Source organism: Sphingobacterium suaedae (assembly GCF_042684625.1).
Taxonomy (GTDB): domain Bacteria; phylum Bacteroidota; class Bacteroidia; order Sphingobacteriales; family Sphingobacteriaceae; genus Sphingobacterium; species Sphingobacterium suaedae.
The window spans coordinates 139104-155973 of the sequence record NZ_JBHULR010000021.1; the positions used below are offsets into that span (position 1 = coordinate 139104).

The window sequence follows — 16870 nt, forward strand, 5'->3', positions numbered from 1 at the left end:
AATTTATTACAGTTTGGTTTGCTGATAATATCCAAACAAATCATCCAGATCGTCACCTTGGTTGTCAATATCTGCATTATAGGGCTGCTGTAGTTCTTTGTCATCTACAAATCCCAGCACGATAGCCTCTCCTTTTGGTAGTTTCAAGACATGGCTTCCTGCCGGAAAGGTGTATGTATGGATGTCCAGCATCGGCATATATTGCACACGCAACGCGTTCCGGATTTTAGCATCCGCCTGCCCGTAGTCATTGGCGGTAGCATCTATTTCTAATATAGGCTTAGGCGCAAATACTTTATCTACACTATTATAATACCCGACAAGTACTTTTACCGGCTTGCTGCTCTCAAACGGCAACGAAGTTCCCGATAACTTTTGTTTCTCCGAATTGACTTGTACCATCTGTAGCCCTTCAAGTTCTTCTGGAAGATGGGTGATGACCAATTCCTGATCGTTATATGGTTTTGCACCTTTCTTTAAGGAGGTCTGTTTTATATCCTTCGGTAATATTACAGTGGCCGACACCAACTGGTTTTTCTGTGCATCACGAACTCCGGGATTCTGCTCAAGTGAATCAATCGCTCCCTTAAAATTACGAAGTTCCGCCTCAAATACAGGTAACATCTCTGTCCAATGCTTAAATGTCGCATCCACACCGCGCATGGGTATTTTACGCTGTTTGGTTTGCATACTGTTGGCATACAAATAACTGTTCTGTGTAAGGGCAGTAAGCGCTTCGTATGCAGCTACACTGGCTTCCAGATCAGGAATCGCAGACTTTAACGAGCTGATATTTTGCGAATATTTATAAGATAATACGTGTATGGCCGCTTTGACTTTTGCACTATAATGTTTTGCTAATGCTTGATGGATATATATATCATTAAGCAAACGTTTCAATTCTGCCGTATTTTTTGTTCCCGGCTCCATGGACTCAATTAATTCGACAGCTCGATTTCCATGGGTCACGATGTCGTCGGCCACCTGCACAGGCGTCTCTCCAACATGCTGTTCTCCTTTATATTGTTTCTCTGCGTATTCCAAGATCATCTCTCCCTCGGGTGCTTCAGATTCATATAATAAGGTGAACAGGCCGTACCGGTAAGGGTTGATGAGCTGCGTCATCAGCATGCCCAGTGACGACGTTTGTCGATTGCCGTCCGTAATTCCAAAGCGACGCAAGATCTTTGGCGATATTTCGCCCACTTCTTCCAATGCCTTTAAGAGGACGAGCCCATCTTGTTTCTGCAAACCGTAATAGTTTGTTAACTGTTCCGACCAGAACCGGTCTTCCTCAGCCTTCGTGCGCCCAACCTTCCAGGCGTATCTAGCCCACGCTTGGTACCACATCCAATCGCGATCCAACTGTAAAAGGCGTCCATCTACCTTATCCGCGGCGTACGGCCAGTCCCAATAGGAAGCCTGTGGATAAATGTGGATCCCGTTAGAAAGGTGAATATCATGCATAGCCCCTACCGACTTTCGGATAAAATCCGGAGATGCGTACCGAAAAGGTTCAAGGTTTGCTAGAATATGGACATTCTGAATATGAACTGTACCAATTTTCCCTAGCCTCTGATGAAGTTCAGCCCATTTACCTCTGGGCGTGTAGGTCGTAAGCGCCTCTCCATTGTACTTGGCCATCGTGTACAGGTTTTTATAAATAGGCAACGCTTCTTTCATCACTGCTGGTGCATCGGTATCGTGCGCTCGGAGAATAATGGGCGGCTCTAAGTCACTGCCACCAGCAGCCAAGCCATCTTTAACACCGGGAAGAATGGTTTTCGTAAACCAGTTAATATCGTCTTGCCCAACGCCCTCCATCGCCTCGCCTAATGTAATCAATAAACCGACATTTGGATATTTCTCCACAAATGCAGCTATAGATTTTCGTGTATAATCTTCAATAAGCGGTGTAATGACCCGGTTTCTTTCCTGTGTCTTTAATCCATGTCTTTCCGCAAACGGTTTCGGCAGAATGATGTTATAAAACATTTGTACAACCCAGATTCCGCGTTTATTGGCTTCTTCGGTAAGAAAACTATAGATTGCTTCATTTTTCGCAAACGTGGGTTCGTCCACTTCCAAGGCATACGGATAATCTTTCAGCTTCACCAATGAGGAAAAAGGATGACCATTCCAAAGGTAAAGGGCATTGTAGCGGTTTTCGACCATCATATCCAAATACCGAGTCCAAAGCTCTTTATCGTAAAACCAGGGAAAAAGCTCTTCAGTATAGGGATATTCATATACATCTCTCCCAGGCAGATAAGCTGTTTTTTGCAGACCGATACTCGTGCCCCGCATGACCATTTCCGGCGCATCTGAAAATTCCGTTGCTGACGGAGTCGTCCATTGTCTGGTTAGAACTTCCTCGCAACCGTAAAGCAACCCGCTTTCGTCCTTCCCTACGATAAATAAAGGTGAATTCTTATCTTTTCGGTATACTAAAAACGACTCCTGCTTATCCAGCTGTTTAAGTAGATGTGCTGGCACCTGTGCATTCCAAGCTGTTCCGTTCAACAATCCGACAACGATATCCTCGTGCGAAAGTTTATCTTGCGTTTTCAAAGAGGTCAGCCGTAACCATTCTCTTTTATCTTTCTCCAACCGGGAGAGGGCGTATTCAAACCGGCTCTGGTTCGTAATTCCCCCTCCGGCAAAAAGTAGACGATTAGTCTTCGCCGAAACAGGCAGCGCAGTCATGGCCGTAATTAACGGAAAAAGCAGTACGATATATATTCTAAAACAATAACTCATCACCTCTGGCATACGTATTCAAGTCTCTGTAACCTGCGTAACAGAAAAAAACACATCATAATACATTCAAACGCTCACATTGTCGCTTATAACGGTATTCAAAAGAACGATTTTATCCCATATCTTTCCTATGTATAATTATCTAGTTACTACAACATGTTATCATGAGGTCGAAACCACGGTTAGCAATGGATTAGCAAACGGGTAAATATGCTACAATAAAACAGAAAATGCGATGGAATTTAACGTTTCCTTCGATTATTCTTGCAAATTCATTAATTATTTTTCAATTTTAACCATCCGGTAGTTACAGCCATTATTTTTACATGGGCGACAAACTAAAATCGTCCGCTATTAATTACATCAATTTATGACGAAACAACATTTGTTCATTGCGTTTATGCTATTTTCATTCACTGTTTTTGGACAAACCAAACCAATGCTCCCTTATGCCATCCAAAAGGGCACGCTGAATGAACAGTTCATCAACTTAAGTAATCTCTCTCGTTCGCAAAGCGCCGACTTTAAGTTGATCCGTAAAACCAACTTAGAGATTGTGAGGAAAAACGTAATTGACTCGATCTCGCACTACCAAAAAGAGATTGCTCAGTTAAAAGCAAATTCGTCGTCATCTGTAACAACGGTTAAATCATTGCGAGATTCCGTCAGCACGCTGGACACCCAATTACAAAACGAAAAACAAAAAACAGATAGCATTGCCTTTTTGGGAATTGATTTCGCGAAAGGCACCTACCACACGTTTGTTTGGCTTGTTATTATCGTATTGGCCATTGCATTTATTGCCACATTGGCCTCTTTCAGAAAAGCAAAAGTCGACACGAACGAGCATAAAAAAACTACCGAAGAGCTTCAAGAGGAGCTACAGACACTCCGTAAGAAATCCATGGAGAAAGAACAAATATTAAAGCGCCAATTGTTGGATGAACAAATGAAACGAAATTCATAATTGGATGCTCTCCCTAAAAAGAATAAAGCTCGCCTAGGTGAGCTTTATTCTTTTTAGGGAGAGTGACAAAAAAATTAATTGCAGTACGCGATCGTACCCGATTTATAGAAGTGGATAAAGAAAAAAATAAATTATTATCAATAAGCGTTTTGCTTTTAACTAGATATCACTTATTTTTGCATTCCGAAATCCAGGTGTTAAATCCATCTGTTTTAAATTGATTAATAATTATTTAGTCCCTATAATATGCCCAATATTGGTAAAATAGCGCAGATTATCGGCCCGGTAGTTGACGTCAACTTCGCCGACAATGACAAGCTTCCAAAGATTTACGACGCCTTGTATATTGAAAAAGACAACGGTCAACGTATTGTATTAGAAGTTCAACAACACTTAGGTGAGGATCGTGTTCGTACAATCGCCATGGACGCAACCGAAGGGTTGGTTCGTGGAATGAAGGTCGTCGACACAGGAGCTCCGATCAAGATGCCTGTTGGCGAAGAGATTAAAGGCCGTGTCTTTAACGTAGTAGGAGATGCTATCGACGGTATCCAAAACCTCGACAAAGAGAACGGACGTCCAATCCACAACGTTCCTCCTAGATTTGACGAACTATCTACTGAATCAGAGGTATTATTTACAGGTATTAAAGTAATTGACCTTTTGGAACCTTACGCAAAAGGTGGAAAGATTGGTTTATTCGGTGGTGCCGGTGTTGGAAAAACGGTATTGATCCAAGAGCTAATTAATAACATTGCAAAGGGACACGGTGGTCTTTCTGTATTTGCCGGCGTTGGTGAACGTACACGTGAAGGGAACGACTTATTACGTGAGATGTTAGAATCGGGCATCATCAAATATGGCGAACACTTTATGGAAGGCATGGAGAAAGGTGAATGGCCTTTGGACAAAGTCGACAATGAGTTGATGAAAGATTCTAAATGTACATTTGTATTCGGACAGATGAATGAGCCTCCAGGGGCGCGTGCGCGTGTCGCTTTGTCTGGCCTAACGGTAGCAGAATATTTCCGCGATGGAGACGGTCAAGGACAAGGTCGTGATGTACTTTTCTTTATTGATAACATCTTCCGTTTTACACAGGCTGGTTCCGAAGTGTCGGCACTTTTAGGCCGTATGCCGTCGGCTGTAGGTTACCAACCAACACTTGCAACGGAGATGGGCTTGATGCAAGAGCGTATCACCTCTACCAAAAACGGATCAATCACATCTGTACAGGCTGTATATGTACCTGCCGATGACTTAACGGATCCTGCTCCGGCGACAACATTTGCCCACTTGGATGCAACAACTGTGTTATCCCGTAAAATTGCCGAGTTAGGTATCTATCCAGCCGTAGACCCATTGGACTCTACGTCTAGAATCCTTTCTCCGGCGGTATTGGGTGACGAACATTATAACACAGCACAGCGTGTTAAAGAAATTTTACAGCGTTACAAAGAGCTTCAAGATATTATCGCCATCCTCGGTATGGACGAACTTTCAGAAGAAGATAAGTTGACTGTACACCGTGCGCGCCGTGTTCAACGTTTCTTATCGCAACCGTTCCACGTTGCGGAACAATTTACAGGCTTGAAAGGTGTCCTAGTTGACATTAAAGATACCATCAAAGGATTTAATATGATTATTGATGGGGAAGTTGACGAATACCCTGAAGCCGCGTTCAACTTGGTAGGTAGCATTGAAGATGCTATCGAAAAAGGTAAAAAACTATTGGCAGAAGCCGTTTAGTAGCGCTATATTACACGTAGAAGAAGTGATACAAACATGAAGTTAACAATCATTACTCCAGATAAACTAGCATACGAAGGTGATGTTACAGCGGTAACAGTACCGGGAAGCGCTGGATCATTTCAAATTTTGAAGGATCACGCTCCCATTGTATCTACTTTAGAGGATGGAAAAGTCATTATTCAAGGAAACGGAGGCGCAATTGTCCTGGTCATTAAAGGTGGTGTTGTGGAAGCGAAGGACAATAATATTACCGTATTAGCCGAAGGAATTATTGAAGAATAACTGAAGACACATACAACGGTAGAAAGCCCTTAAGACTTCCGAGTTTTAAGGGCTTTTTTATGCATAGTTACGAAGGTATAACGACCACCAGAGGAAACAGCGTTGAAAGACGAAAAGACACCATTTGAGTCGACATTGGGATATACACTTAGCTAGTCTACGCCCATCAAAAGTAACAGAGGGCGGCACGAGATTTTAACAATTTTATCCGACCTTCACCCCATTTTAAGAAGAATTCGACCATTTTTAAAAAAAATCCTATGGAGTAAAAAATATACCGATTTTCATTTTAGTCTACTAACAACAAAATTATATTCTGATATGTATTAACATCATAGAACTAAAAAAGATAAAATAAGAAAAATCAAAATATTAAACTTTTTCAAAATAGTTTGTTTTGCTATTGTAAAGAATTTTTAATAGACCTAACTTAACAAAAGTGAAATTCGTCTGCGTACAATCTTTGGGGAGGAGATCAATTCGCAATAGACAAAATCAAGAATTTATATGCAATATTATAATCAGGACACGTACATCTATTTGAACGGCGACTTCGTAAAGGCTGCAGAAGCCGGTGCGGATCTTTTCGGTCAATCTCTCCATTATGGATATGGTGCCTTTGAAGGACTACGCGCATATAGCACCCACCATGGCACTAGAATCTTCAAAGCTGAAGAACATTTCGACCGTTTAAAGCGATCGTGTGAGGCGATAAATTTACCCTATGTATGGGATAACAAACAGTTGATCGCCCGTACGTATGAATTATTAGAGGCCAACAACTTACGTGCGGCTTATATACGCCCCCTGATTTTCTCAGGTTCCAATATGCACCTCACGTCAGCAACGTCATCCAATATCCTGATAGCAGCCTGGGAATGGGGGCCTTACTTAGGACAAAATCTTCTGCGAGTTTGCACGTCAAGTATCCAACGACCCAATCCGAAATCATCCCGGATTGATGCTAAGGTGTCTGGACAGTACATTCACGCTATTCTAGCCTCGAGTGACGCCATTAAGCAAGGATTTGACGAAGCGCTATTATTAGATCAAGATGGGTTTATTGCTCAAGCGGCCAGCGAAAATCTATTTATTGAAAGGGATTTTAAATTATACACGCCGCCATTGAACAAGGTTTTCCCGGGTATCACACGCCAAACTGTGATCGACTTATGTCGGGAGCTGCACATCGATATTATTGAAAAAAACCTTTCGATTGACGACGTGCTCCATGCCGACAGCGCTTTTTTAAGTGGAACTGCTGCTGAAATTATCGGCATCAAAGAAGTTGATGGCGTAATATACAAAGAGGACTGGGAACACACGATAGGAGCATCTATCCAACGAAAATATAAAAAATTAGTATTAGAAGAAGAGAACTATGAAGTCATCATCTGACACAGAAAAAGCATTAAATAAGTACAGTCGCATCTTTACTCAAGATGAGACGCAGCCGGCCGCCAAAGCGATGCTATATGGTATCGGATTAACCGATGCAGACATGGACAAAGCTCAAGTGGGTATTGCGAGCATGGGGTATGACGGAAACACGTGTAACATGCATTTGAACGACCTGGCTCAAGTTGTCAAAAAAGGCGTATGGAATAATGACCTGGTGGGGTTAACCTTTGGAACAATCGGTGTCAGTGATGGAATGAGCAACGGAACCGATGGCATGCGCTATTCGTTAGTATCGCGTGACGTTATTGCAGATAGTATCGAAACAATTTGTGGCGGTCAATATTACGACGGTTTGATCGCTATTCCGGGTTGTGATAAAAATATGCCTGGCGCCGTCATGGCTATGGGAAGATTAAACCGTCCTTCTATTATGGTTTACGGTGGCACAATAGCACCTGGTCATTATAAGGGACAAGAATTAAATATCGTATCTGCCTTCGAAGCGTTGGGACAGCGTCTATGCGGAAATTTATCGGATGAGGACTACGAAGGAATCATCAAACATACATGTCCGGGAGCAGGTGCCTGTGGAGGAATGTATACAGCAAACACCATGGCTTCTGCGATTGAAGCGTTGGGTATGAGTTTACCATACTCTTCTTCCAACCCGGCTATATCCGAAGAAAAGAAAGCGGAATGTGAAGAGGCCGGTAAGTATATCCGCATCCTCTTGGAAAACGACATTAAACCCTCAGACATCATGACCCGTAAGGCATTCGAGAATGCATTACGGACGATAATTGTTTTAGGAGGAAGCACCAACGCCGTCTTACATTTTATAGCCATTGGAAAATCTGTTGGGGTAGACATCACACAAGATGATTTTCAACGTATGTCAGACATAACGCCAGTGTTAGCAGATTTCAAACCCTCCGGAAAGTTCTTAATGCAGGATTTACACCAGTATGGTGGCACGCCTGCTGTTATGCGGTTTCTTTTGGACCAAGGCCTACTACATGGCGACTGCTTGACCGTCACCGGAAAAACGGTAGCGGAAAATCTGGCAGAGATAAAATCAATCATGGATTACAACCAACCGATTATCCAACGCATGGACAACCCGATCAAAGCCACCGGACACCTACAGATCTTGTACGGTAACCTTGCAGAAAAAGGATCTGTCGCAAAAATATCGGGTAAAGAAGGAGAAAAATTCACAGGGCCAGCACGCGTATTCGACGGTGAACATGAGCTTGTTGATGGAATCTCGTCGGGGCGCATTAAACCGGGCGATGTTGTGGTCATTAAAAATTCTGGACCGATAGGTGCACCGGGTATGCCTGAGATGCTAAAACCGACATCGCTAATTATTGGGGCCGGACTTGGTAAATCGGTCGCGTTGATCACCGATGGGCGTTTTTCTGGAGGCACACATGGATTTGTTGTTGGCCATATTACTCCGGAAGCTTATTCTGGTGGATTGATCGGTTTAGTGGAAGACGACGACATTATCGAGATTGACGCTGTAAACAACACGTTAAATCTAAAGGTTGATGACGCAATCATCGCACAGCGACGCGCTGCGTGGGTACAACCCGCGTTGAAAGTCACGAAGGGTGTTCTTTATAAATATGCGAAAACGGTAGCCGACGCATCGCAAGGGTGTGTGACCGATTTGTAGTGCCCGCAAAACGAATGAATCAACTATACTAGACAAGAGAGCAGAAAGACGGGGTCTAACCTCTCCAATCTAACATCTATAATCTATAAAAAATGAGTACACTGGAAAAAACGGAAACAAAGCCTCAGCAAGAAACGAAATCGGTAGCGCAACTTAGCGGTTCGCAAGCGGTATTGGAGGCTTTAATCCACGAAGGAGTAGACACCGTGTTCGGCTATCCAGGGGGCGCCATCATGCCGATCTATGACGCATTGTACGATTACAACGAGAAATTAACACATATTCTCGTACGTCACGAGCAAGGAGGCATACACGCAGCTCAAGGATATGCACGAACTTCCGGACGTGTCGGCGTAGCTTTCGCTACCAGCGGACCCGGCGCTACCAACTTGGTCACAGGTTTGGCAGATGCCATGATCGATAGTAACCCTATAGTCTGTATTACAGGACAGGTCTTTGCCTCACTCTTGGGAACGGATGCATTCCAAGAAACAGATGTCATTAACATTACGACTCCAGTTACGAAATGGAATTATCAGGTAACCGACGCGACGGAAATTCCGAGCGTGTTGGCCAAAGCTTTCTATATCGCACAGACAGGAAGACCAGGTCCGGTATTAATCGATATTACGAAAAATGCGCAGCTGCAATTATTTGATTACGAAGGCTACACAACGTGTGACCACGTGCGTAGTTACCGGCCAAAACCGATCGTTCGGAAAGAGTATATTGAAGAAGCTGCGAAGGTAATTAACGAAGCAAAAAAGCCGTTTGTTTTATTTGGGCAAGGAATTATTTTGGGTAAGGCAGAAGCCGATTTTAAAGCGTTCATTGAAAAGGGAGGTTTTCCGGCAGCTACGACAGTCATGGGCTTAAGCGCCTTAGAGACAGATCACCCGCAACATGTGGGCATGCTTGGCATGCATGGAAATTATGCACCAAATGTAATGACCAATGAATGCGATGTTTTGATTGCCGTAGGAATGCGTTTTGACGATCGTGTTACCGGCCGTTTGGATAAATATGCCAAACAAGCGAAAGTAATCCATTTGGATATCGATCCTGCAGAAATAGACAAAAACGTAAAGACGACCGTTCCGGTATGGGGAGATTGTAAAGAAACACTCCCACTGCTGACGGAACTGATTGAACAGAACGATCACAGTGCATGGCTATCTCAATTCCGCGAACTGGAAAAAGAAGAAATCAAAGAGGTCATCTACGATGAACTAAATCCTTCATCAGATATTATGACCATGGGTGAAGTCATCCGTGTGCTGAATGAACTAACAGGCGGTAACGCGGTGATTGTAACCGACGTGGGGCAACACCAAATGGTTGCTTGTCGTTATGCGAAATTTAACAGTTCGAAATCGAATGTTACCTCAGGTGGATTGGGTACCATGGGTTTTGGGTTGCCTGCAGCTATTGGCGCTTGGTATGGAGCTCCCGACCGTGATGTCGTGGCGATTATTGGTGATGGGGGGATTCAAATGACTATTCAAGAACTAGGAACCATCATGCAATTCGGTGCGAAAGTGAAGATTTTAATCCTAAATAACGAATTCTTAGGCATGGTGCGGCAGTGGCAACAGTTATTCCATGACAAACGCTACTCCTTTGTTAATATTACAAGCCCCGATTTTGTTGCTGTAGCAAAAGGATACTACATCGAGGGAAACAAAATTTCCGAGCGTAAAGATTTACATCAGGCTTTAAAAACGATGTTGGATCATGACGGCGCTTATCTTCTAGAGGTGATGGTAGGTAAGGAGAACAATGTATTTCCGATGGTTGCACAAGGGACTTCGGTATCCGAAATTAGACTAAAATAATGGAAAAGCAAGAATATACCATTACGTTATATACAGAGAACTCCATCGGTATGATCGGACGCATCTCTGGGATTTTCTCCAGAAGGAAAATCAACATCGAAAGTTTAAACACTTCACCTTCCGAGGTGGATGGCATTCACCGCTTCACGATTTTGATTCACGAAAGTGAAGAAGTTGTTCGTAAACTCTGTCGCCAGATCGAAAAGCAGGTGGAGGCACTAAAAGCCTATTACAATACAGATGAAGAGCTCATTTGGCAAGAACAGGCCCTTTATAAAGTCCCTACAGATATCATTGCTGAAAAAGCTCCTGTAGAACGTCTACTTCGCGAATACGGTGCTTCGGCAGTCGTTATTCGAAATGATTATACGGTGTTTGAGACTGCTGGCCACCGAGAAGAAATCGATAAACTCACAGCAGAACTTACCAAATACGGACTAATTGAGTTTGTACGGGGAGCACGTATCGCTATTATCAAAGACAGCGCAGGGTTCCACTCGAAACTTAAACAGTTTGAGCGCGAAGAACCCGCTCCCGAAATTGTTGAAAACGAATATTTAGATCAAGCCGACAAGGTATTTACGATGTAGTGCGCTATGGAAAAAGTATTTCAATTTATCATCAATACGCGCCGCGCATTTATTGAATTGGTCGATAAACTATCCATCGACGAACTCAACCAGATCCCAGAAGGATTCAACAATAATATTATCTGGAATTTCGGCCATATCGTGGTTAGTACACAGACCCTGTGCTATGTACGCACGGGCATTCTCAACGATGCCTCTACCGTTAAATATGTTGAGGGCTATAAGAAAGGTTCCAAACCAACATATATCGTGGGGCGTGAAGAGGTGGAAGAGCTAAAAGGTTTAGCTATTGCTAGCTTGAAAAAGATCGAAGAAGATTATCAGAATGGTGTTTTTACGCAGATTCAAGCGTTTGAAACATCTACCTATGGTGCCAATTTGCTGACCATCGAAGATGTTCTGATCACGACTGCTGGCCATGACAACCTCCACTTCGGTTACGCACAAGCCCAACGAAGAGTATTAAAATAATAACAGTAATCAACCCAATAGAAAAGACAAAATTTTAATAGTAAAAAACAATGGCAAATTATTTCAACACGTTACCTCTTAGAGAGCAATTAAACCAGCTAGGTCACGCTGAATTTATGGAGACATCTGAATTTGCAGATGGCGTTAACGCTTTAAAAGGTAAAAAAATCGTGATCGTAGGCGCGGGTGCACAAGGTTTGAACCAAGGATTAAATCTGAGAGAAAGTGGCCTCGACATCTCCTATGCTTTACGTAAAGAAGCTATTGAACAGAAAAGAGATTCTTGGAAAAATGCTACCGATAATAATTTTACGGTAGGAACATACGATGAGTTAATCCCGACAGCCGATTTGGTGATTAATTTAACGCCAGATAAGCAACACACTGCTGTTATCACTGCCGTTATGCCCTTAATGAAACAAGGTGCTGCTCTTTCTTACTCACACGGTTTCAATATTGTAGAAGAAGGTATGCAGATCCGTAAGGATATCACCGTATTAATGGTCGCTCCTAAATGTCCTGGATCGGAAGTCCGTGCCGAATATTTACGTGGATTTGGTGTGCCCACATTAATCGCGGTTCACCCAGAAAACGACCCAGAGGGCAAAGGATGGGCTTATGCTAAAGCGTACTGCGTTGGCACTGGTGGTCACCGTGCTGGCGTATTGAAATCTTCCTTCGTAGCCGAAGTAAAATCCGACTTAATGGGCGAACAAACGATTCTTTGTGGCCTATTACAAACAGGATCGATCCTGTCCTTCGATAAAATGGTTGAAAAAGGAATTGATGCAGGATATGCTTCTAAACTAGTCCAATATGGTGTTGAGGTGATTACAGAAGCATTAAAACATGGCGGTGTGAGCGGAATGATGGATCGTTTGTCGAACCCTGCGAAAATCAAAGCTTTCCAAATCTCGGAAGAACTGAAAGATATTATGCGCCCGTTATTTCAGAAACACCAAGACGATATCATGTCGGGAGAGTTTAGTAAGACGATGATGGAAGACTGGGCGAATGGCGACGCCAATCTCTTGAAATGGAGAGCGGAAACTGGAGAAACAGCTTTTGAAAAAACGCCTGCCGGAGACGTAAAAATCGGCGAACAGGAATATTTTGACAACTATCTGTTGATGGTTGCTTTCGTTCGCGCAGGTGTAGAATTGGCTTTCGAGACCATGGTGGAAGCAGGTATCAAACCGGAATCTGCATATTACGAATCATTGCACGAGACACCATTGATCGCAAACACCATTGCACGTAAGAAACTGTTCGAAATGAACCGTGTCATTTCAGACACAGCGGAATATGGCTGTTATTTATTCGACCAAGCCTGCAAACCTTTATTGGCAGACTTTATGAAAAAGGTTGATACAGATCTAGTTGGTAAAAACTACAACGACGGAAAAGACGGGTCGGTGGATAATGTGCAACTCGTACAAGTCAATGAAATTTTACGCAGCCATCCGGTGGAAGTAGTCGGAGTTAAGTTACGTAAAGCAATGACTGCTATGAAAGCGATCAAAACTGTTTAATAATTTCGTAAATTAGACGGTCAAAAAAGGGGTAAAATTCACACAATTAAAATTTTACCCCTTAGCTAATAAATAGAGAAGAGAAAAATGGGAAAAACACTAGTAGAGAAGATTTGGGATGCACATGTGGTGAAGCGTCAAGAGGGCTTCCCCGACATCTTGTACATTGACACGCATTTAATTCATGAGGTAACCTCTCCTCAGGCCTTCGATGGTCTCCGTCAGAGAGGACTGCCCGTATTGCGTCCGCAGCAAACCGTGGCAACGGCGGATCACAATGTACCGACCCTAAATCAGCATTTACCCATCCAAGAGGAACTGTCCCGTTATCAGGTGGACATGTTGACAAAAAACACCAAAGAATTTGGTATAGAGCTTTACGGATTAGGACATCCTTACCAAGGTATCGTGCATGTAATTGGTCCGGAACTTGGTATCACGCAGCCTGGAAAAACCATGGTATGTGGTGATAGCCATACATCGACACACGGTGCTTTCGGCGCGATCGCCTTCGGGATTGGCACCTCGCAGGTGGAACAAGTCTTTGCGACGCAATGTTTGCTTCAGCAGAAACCGAAAACCATGAAAATCGAAGTAAACGGCGAGTTGGCCAAAGGTGTAGGAGCAAAAGATATTATCTTGTATATCATCTCGAAGATATCCGCAGCTGGAGGCACCGGGTATTTTGTCGAATATGCAGGTTCTGCCATTCGCTCGCTCAGCATGGAGGGACGCATGACCATCTGCAATATGAGTATAGAAATGGGTGCACGTGGTGGACTTATCGCACCAGACCAAACCACCTTTGATTATGTGCACGGGCGCGAATTTGCGCCAAAAGGAGAAGAATGGGATAAAGCACTTACCTACTGGAAAACCCTTTACTCCGACGAAGACGCAACATTCGATGTGGTGCTCACATACGACGCTGCAGACATACAGCCAATGATTACTTACGGCACAAACCCTGGTATGGGAATCGGAATCACAGAACCTATACCGGCTACGTTAGCACAACCGGAGAGCGAACGGCCTTCCTATGAAAAAGCATTAAACTATATGGGTTTTCATGATCGAGAACAGCTATTAGGCAAGCCTGTCGATTATGTTTTTATCGGTAGCTGTACCAATTCGCGGATTGAAGATCTTCGTCAAGTTGCGGCTTTCGTTCAAGGAAAGAGAAAAGCAGATGGCGTGGAAGTCTGGATTGTTCCTGGATCCAAACAGGTAGAAGCACAGGCCAAAGAAGAAGGCATAGATAAAATATTTGAAGCAGCTGGTTTTATGTTGCGCGAACCTGGCTGTTCGGCATGTCTAGGCATGAACGAGGATAAGATTCCTGCAGGTAAATATTGTATCTCCACGTCTAATAGGAATTTCGAAGGGCGTCAGGGGCCTAATGCACGCACCATGCTGGCTAGTCCATTAACAGCTGCTGCAGCGGCCGTAACGGGCAAAATTGTAGATGTGAGAGAGTTGTTAGATGCCTAAAAATAAAGAGCTAAAAATGAAAAAATTCGAAAAATTAACGTCGCAGATCGTCCCTTTACCTATTGAAAATATCGATACTGACCAAATCATTCCGGCCCGCTTTTTAAAAGCAACCACTCGTGATGGATTTGGCGATAATCTGTTTCGTGACTGGCGTTTTGACGGAGACAACCAACCGAAAGCGGAATTCGTTATGAATAATCCGACCTATAGTGGCAGAATTCTAGTTGCCGGAAAGAACTTTGGTTGTGGTTCCAGTCGGGAACACGCTGCTTGGGCTATCCAAGATTATGGATTCGATGTTGTCATCAGTTCTTTTTTTGCAGATATCTTCAAAGGCAATGCGTTGAACAATGGTGTTTTGCCCATTCAAGTACCGGAAGAGTTCCTCGAAAAAATATTTGCGGTGGTGTTTGCAAACCCAAACACGGAATTAACAGTTGATTTGGAGGCGCAAACAGTACGGATTGACGAAACCGGCGACACCTACCTCTTCGAAATCAACCCTTATAAAAAATCATGCTTAATTAATGGCTACGACGATATCGACTTTATCCTTAGCCATAAGGATGCGATTGAAGCATTCGAACAAAACAGATAATGACAAAACCTGTCGTCCATATCACCAATTTAAATCTGCGCTATGCGGAACAAACCGTGTTGCGCGATTTAAACTGGTGTATCTATCCCGGTGAACACTGGGTAATCGGTGGAAAAAGCGGCTCAGGAAAGTCTTCGCTTGCCCAAGCCATAACGAAACAAGGAAGCACAAGCGGAACTGTTGATTTTTGGTTTGATCCCACGCTGAAACGCCCTGCAATAGCTCATTATGTAGCTAATTGGTACCAGTTTACGAACCTGGAGGGGGATCGAAATTTCTATTATCAACAACGATACAACAAACATCAGCAAAATGACACACTGACTGTTTATGCTGATTTAATCCATTTTGGGCAAAAGCATCACCTCGATTTTAGCGATGCGGAACCCATACTGGCAGCCCTTGGTTTTACCAATTTCCGGGAAACACAACTTATTGAGCTTTCTAGTGGCGAGCATAAAAAAGTACAATTGGTACAAGCGTTGTGGCTAAAACCTCAGGTCTTAATTTTAGATGAACCCTATACCGGATTAGACAAACAATCCCGCAGGAATCTAAATGCAATAATAAACCACATAGCGGATACCGGTACGACGATCATCTTGATTACAAACGACCCGCATATACCGAATGCGATCAACAGATTTGCACATATTAAAGGTGGACAGCTGGAAATTGTGGATGAACTATCCAACATACAGCAGGATGACAAACGAACGCGGAAACCCCTCCCCTATTTCTTGCAGCAAGCTCCGGCAGTAAATCATGAGACACTCGTTGAGCTACGCAATGTTTCGGTACGATACGGAGAAAAGGTTGTTCTTAAGCATATTAACTGGCGGGTCAATGCCGGCGAAAAATGGCTATTACAGGGCCCGAATGGTTCTGGCAAATCGACCTTACTGAGTTTGCTCAATGGCGACCATCCGCAGGCATATGCCAGTGACATTTGGTTATTCGGCCAAAAGAGAGGATCAGGAGAAAGCATTTGGGATATCAAAGAAAAAATTGGGATTATATCGCCGGAACTACATTGGTATTTTGATAAAAACGCGACGGTTTGGCATGCCATCGCATCCGGTTTTTACGACAGTATCGGTTGGTTTCTTCAAGTCAAATACGAAGAAAAAAAACAGATAGAACAGCTGTTGGATTTCTTCGATCTATTGGACGATAAAAATAAATTGCTCCATACGTTGCCCTTGGGAAAACAACGGTTAGCCTTGTTAGCCCGAACCATTATTAAGAATCCGCAATTATTGATTTTGGATGAACCGTGTCAAGGTTTAGACAGGTCCCAAACAGCTCATTTTAACGCCGTCGTCGATGAGCTCAGTGCTTATGGCAAAACGTTAATTTATGTCGGCCATTATGAGTCGCAATTGCCATCCTCACTAGATCATCGTTTAGTATTGGAAAATGGAGAGGTCGTAACCTCTGAATATATAGAAGAAAGTGTACAATAGGTGCCGAAGGATCGATGCTATACGAAAAGGCATGTTCACGC

General features: G+C 43.3%; 13 protein-coding genes. 12 read left to right on the forward strand and 1 reads right to left on the reverse strand.

The features are described from left to right. Nucleotides 1-6: 6 nt before the first annotated feature. Nucleotides 7-2760, reverse strand: a complete 2754-nt coding sequence (locus tag ACFSR5_RS19920) for an alpha-d-galacturonidase (protein WP_380906291.1) — start codon at nucleotides 2758-2760, stop codon at nucleotides 7-9. 370 nt (nucleotides 2761-3130) lie between these two features. Here ACFSR5_RS19920 and ACFSR5_RS19925 point away from each other — a divergent pair, with 370 nt between their 5' ends. From ACFSR5_RS19925 to ACFSR5_RS19980, 12 genes are all read left to right on the forward strand, one after another. Beyond that, nucleotides 3131-3727, forward strand: a complete 597-nt coding sequence (locus ACFSR5_RS19925) for a hypothetical protein (RefSeq protein ID WP_380906292.1) — start codon at nucleotides 3131-3133, stop codon at nucleotides 3725-3727. Nucleotides 3728-3973: 246 nt separating this feature from the next. After that, on the forward strand, nucleotides 3974-5476 hold the full coding sequence (gene atpD / locus ACFSR5_RS19930; protein ID WP_380906293.1) for a F0F1 ATP synthase subunit beta: 1503 nt from the start codon (nucleotides 3974-3976) through the stop codon (nucleotides 5474-5476). Nucleotides 5477-5512: 36 nt separating this feature from the next. Continuing rightward, a complete protein-coding gene (gene atpC / locus ACFSR5_RS19935; RefSeq protein ID WP_380906295.1) occupies nucleotides 5513-5761 on the forward strand; it encodes an ATP synthase F1 subunit epsilon in 249 nt (82 codons plus the stop codon). Nucleotides 5762-6268: 507 nt separating this feature from the next. Next, nucleotides 6269-7159 carry a branched-chain amino acid transaminase gene (locus ACFSR5_RS19940; RefSeq protein ID WP_380906296.1) on the forward strand — a complete coding sequence of 297 codons (891 nt, stop codon included), beginning with the start codon at nucleotides 6269-6271 and terminating at the stop codon, nucleotides 7157-7159. Beyond that, entirely contained in the window at nucleotides 7143-8843 is a 1701-nt protein-coding gene (ilvD, locus tag ACFSR5_RS19945) for a dihydroxy-acid dehydratase (protein WP_380906298.1), read from the forward strand. Before ACFSR5_RS19940 ends, ilvD begins: the two co-directional genes overlap by 17 nt. Nucleotides 8844-8935: 92 nt before the next feature. Continuing rightward, nucleotides 8936-10678 carry a biosynthetic-type acetolactate synthase large subunit gene (gene ilvB, locus ACFSR5_RS19950; protein WP_380906300.1) on the forward strand — a complete coding sequence of 581 codons (1743 nt, stop codon included), beginning with the start codon at nucleotides 8936-8938 and terminating at the stop codon, nucleotides 10676-10678. Beyond that, entirely contained in the window at nucleotides 10678-11268 is a 591-nt protein-coding gene (gene ilvN / locus ACFSR5_RS19955) for an acetolactate synthase small subunit (protein WP_380906301.1), read from the forward strand. Before ilvB ends, ilvN begins: the two co-directional genes overlap by 1 nt. Nucleotides 11269-11274: 6 nt before the next feature. After that, nucleotides 11275-11739 (forward strand): DinB family protein, encoded by a 465-nt coding sequence (locus tag ACFSR5_RS19960; RefSeq protein ID WP_380906302.1) that lies wholly within the window; start codon nucleotides 11275-11277, stop codon nucleotides 11737-11739. A gap of 50 nt (nucleotides 11740-11789) precedes the next feature. After that, nucleotides 11790-13271, forward strand: coding sequence for a ketol-acid reductoisomerase (gene ilvC, locus ACFSR5_RS19965; protein WP_380906304.1), 1482 nt, complete (start codon nucleotides 11790-11792; stop codon nucleotides 13269-13271). Between the two features lie 87 nt (nucleotides 13272-13358). Continuing rightward, on the forward strand, nucleotides 13359-14762 hold the full coding sequence (leuC, locus tag ACFSR5_RS19970; protein ID WP_380906305.1) for a 3-isopropylmalate dehydratase large subunit: 1404 nt from the start codon (nucleotides 13359-13361) through the stop codon (nucleotides 14760-14762). A 16-nt stretch (nucleotides 14763-14778) separates the two neighbouring features. Then, on the forward strand, nucleotides 14779-15363 hold the full coding sequence (gene leuD / locus ACFSR5_RS19975) for a 3-isopropylmalate dehydratase small subunit (protein ID WP_380906307.1): 585 nt from the start codon (nucleotides 14779-14781) through the stop codon (nucleotides 15361-15363). Further along, nucleotides 15363-16829, forward strand: a complete 1467-nt coding sequence (locus ACFSR5_RS19980) for an ATP-binding cassette domain-containing protein (RefSeq protein WP_380906308.1) — start codon at nucleotides 15363-15365, stop codon at nucleotides 16827-16829. The genes leuD and ACFSR5_RS19980 overlap by 1 nt, the downstream gene beginning before the upstream one ends. Nucleotides 16830-16870: the final 41 nt, after the last annotated feature.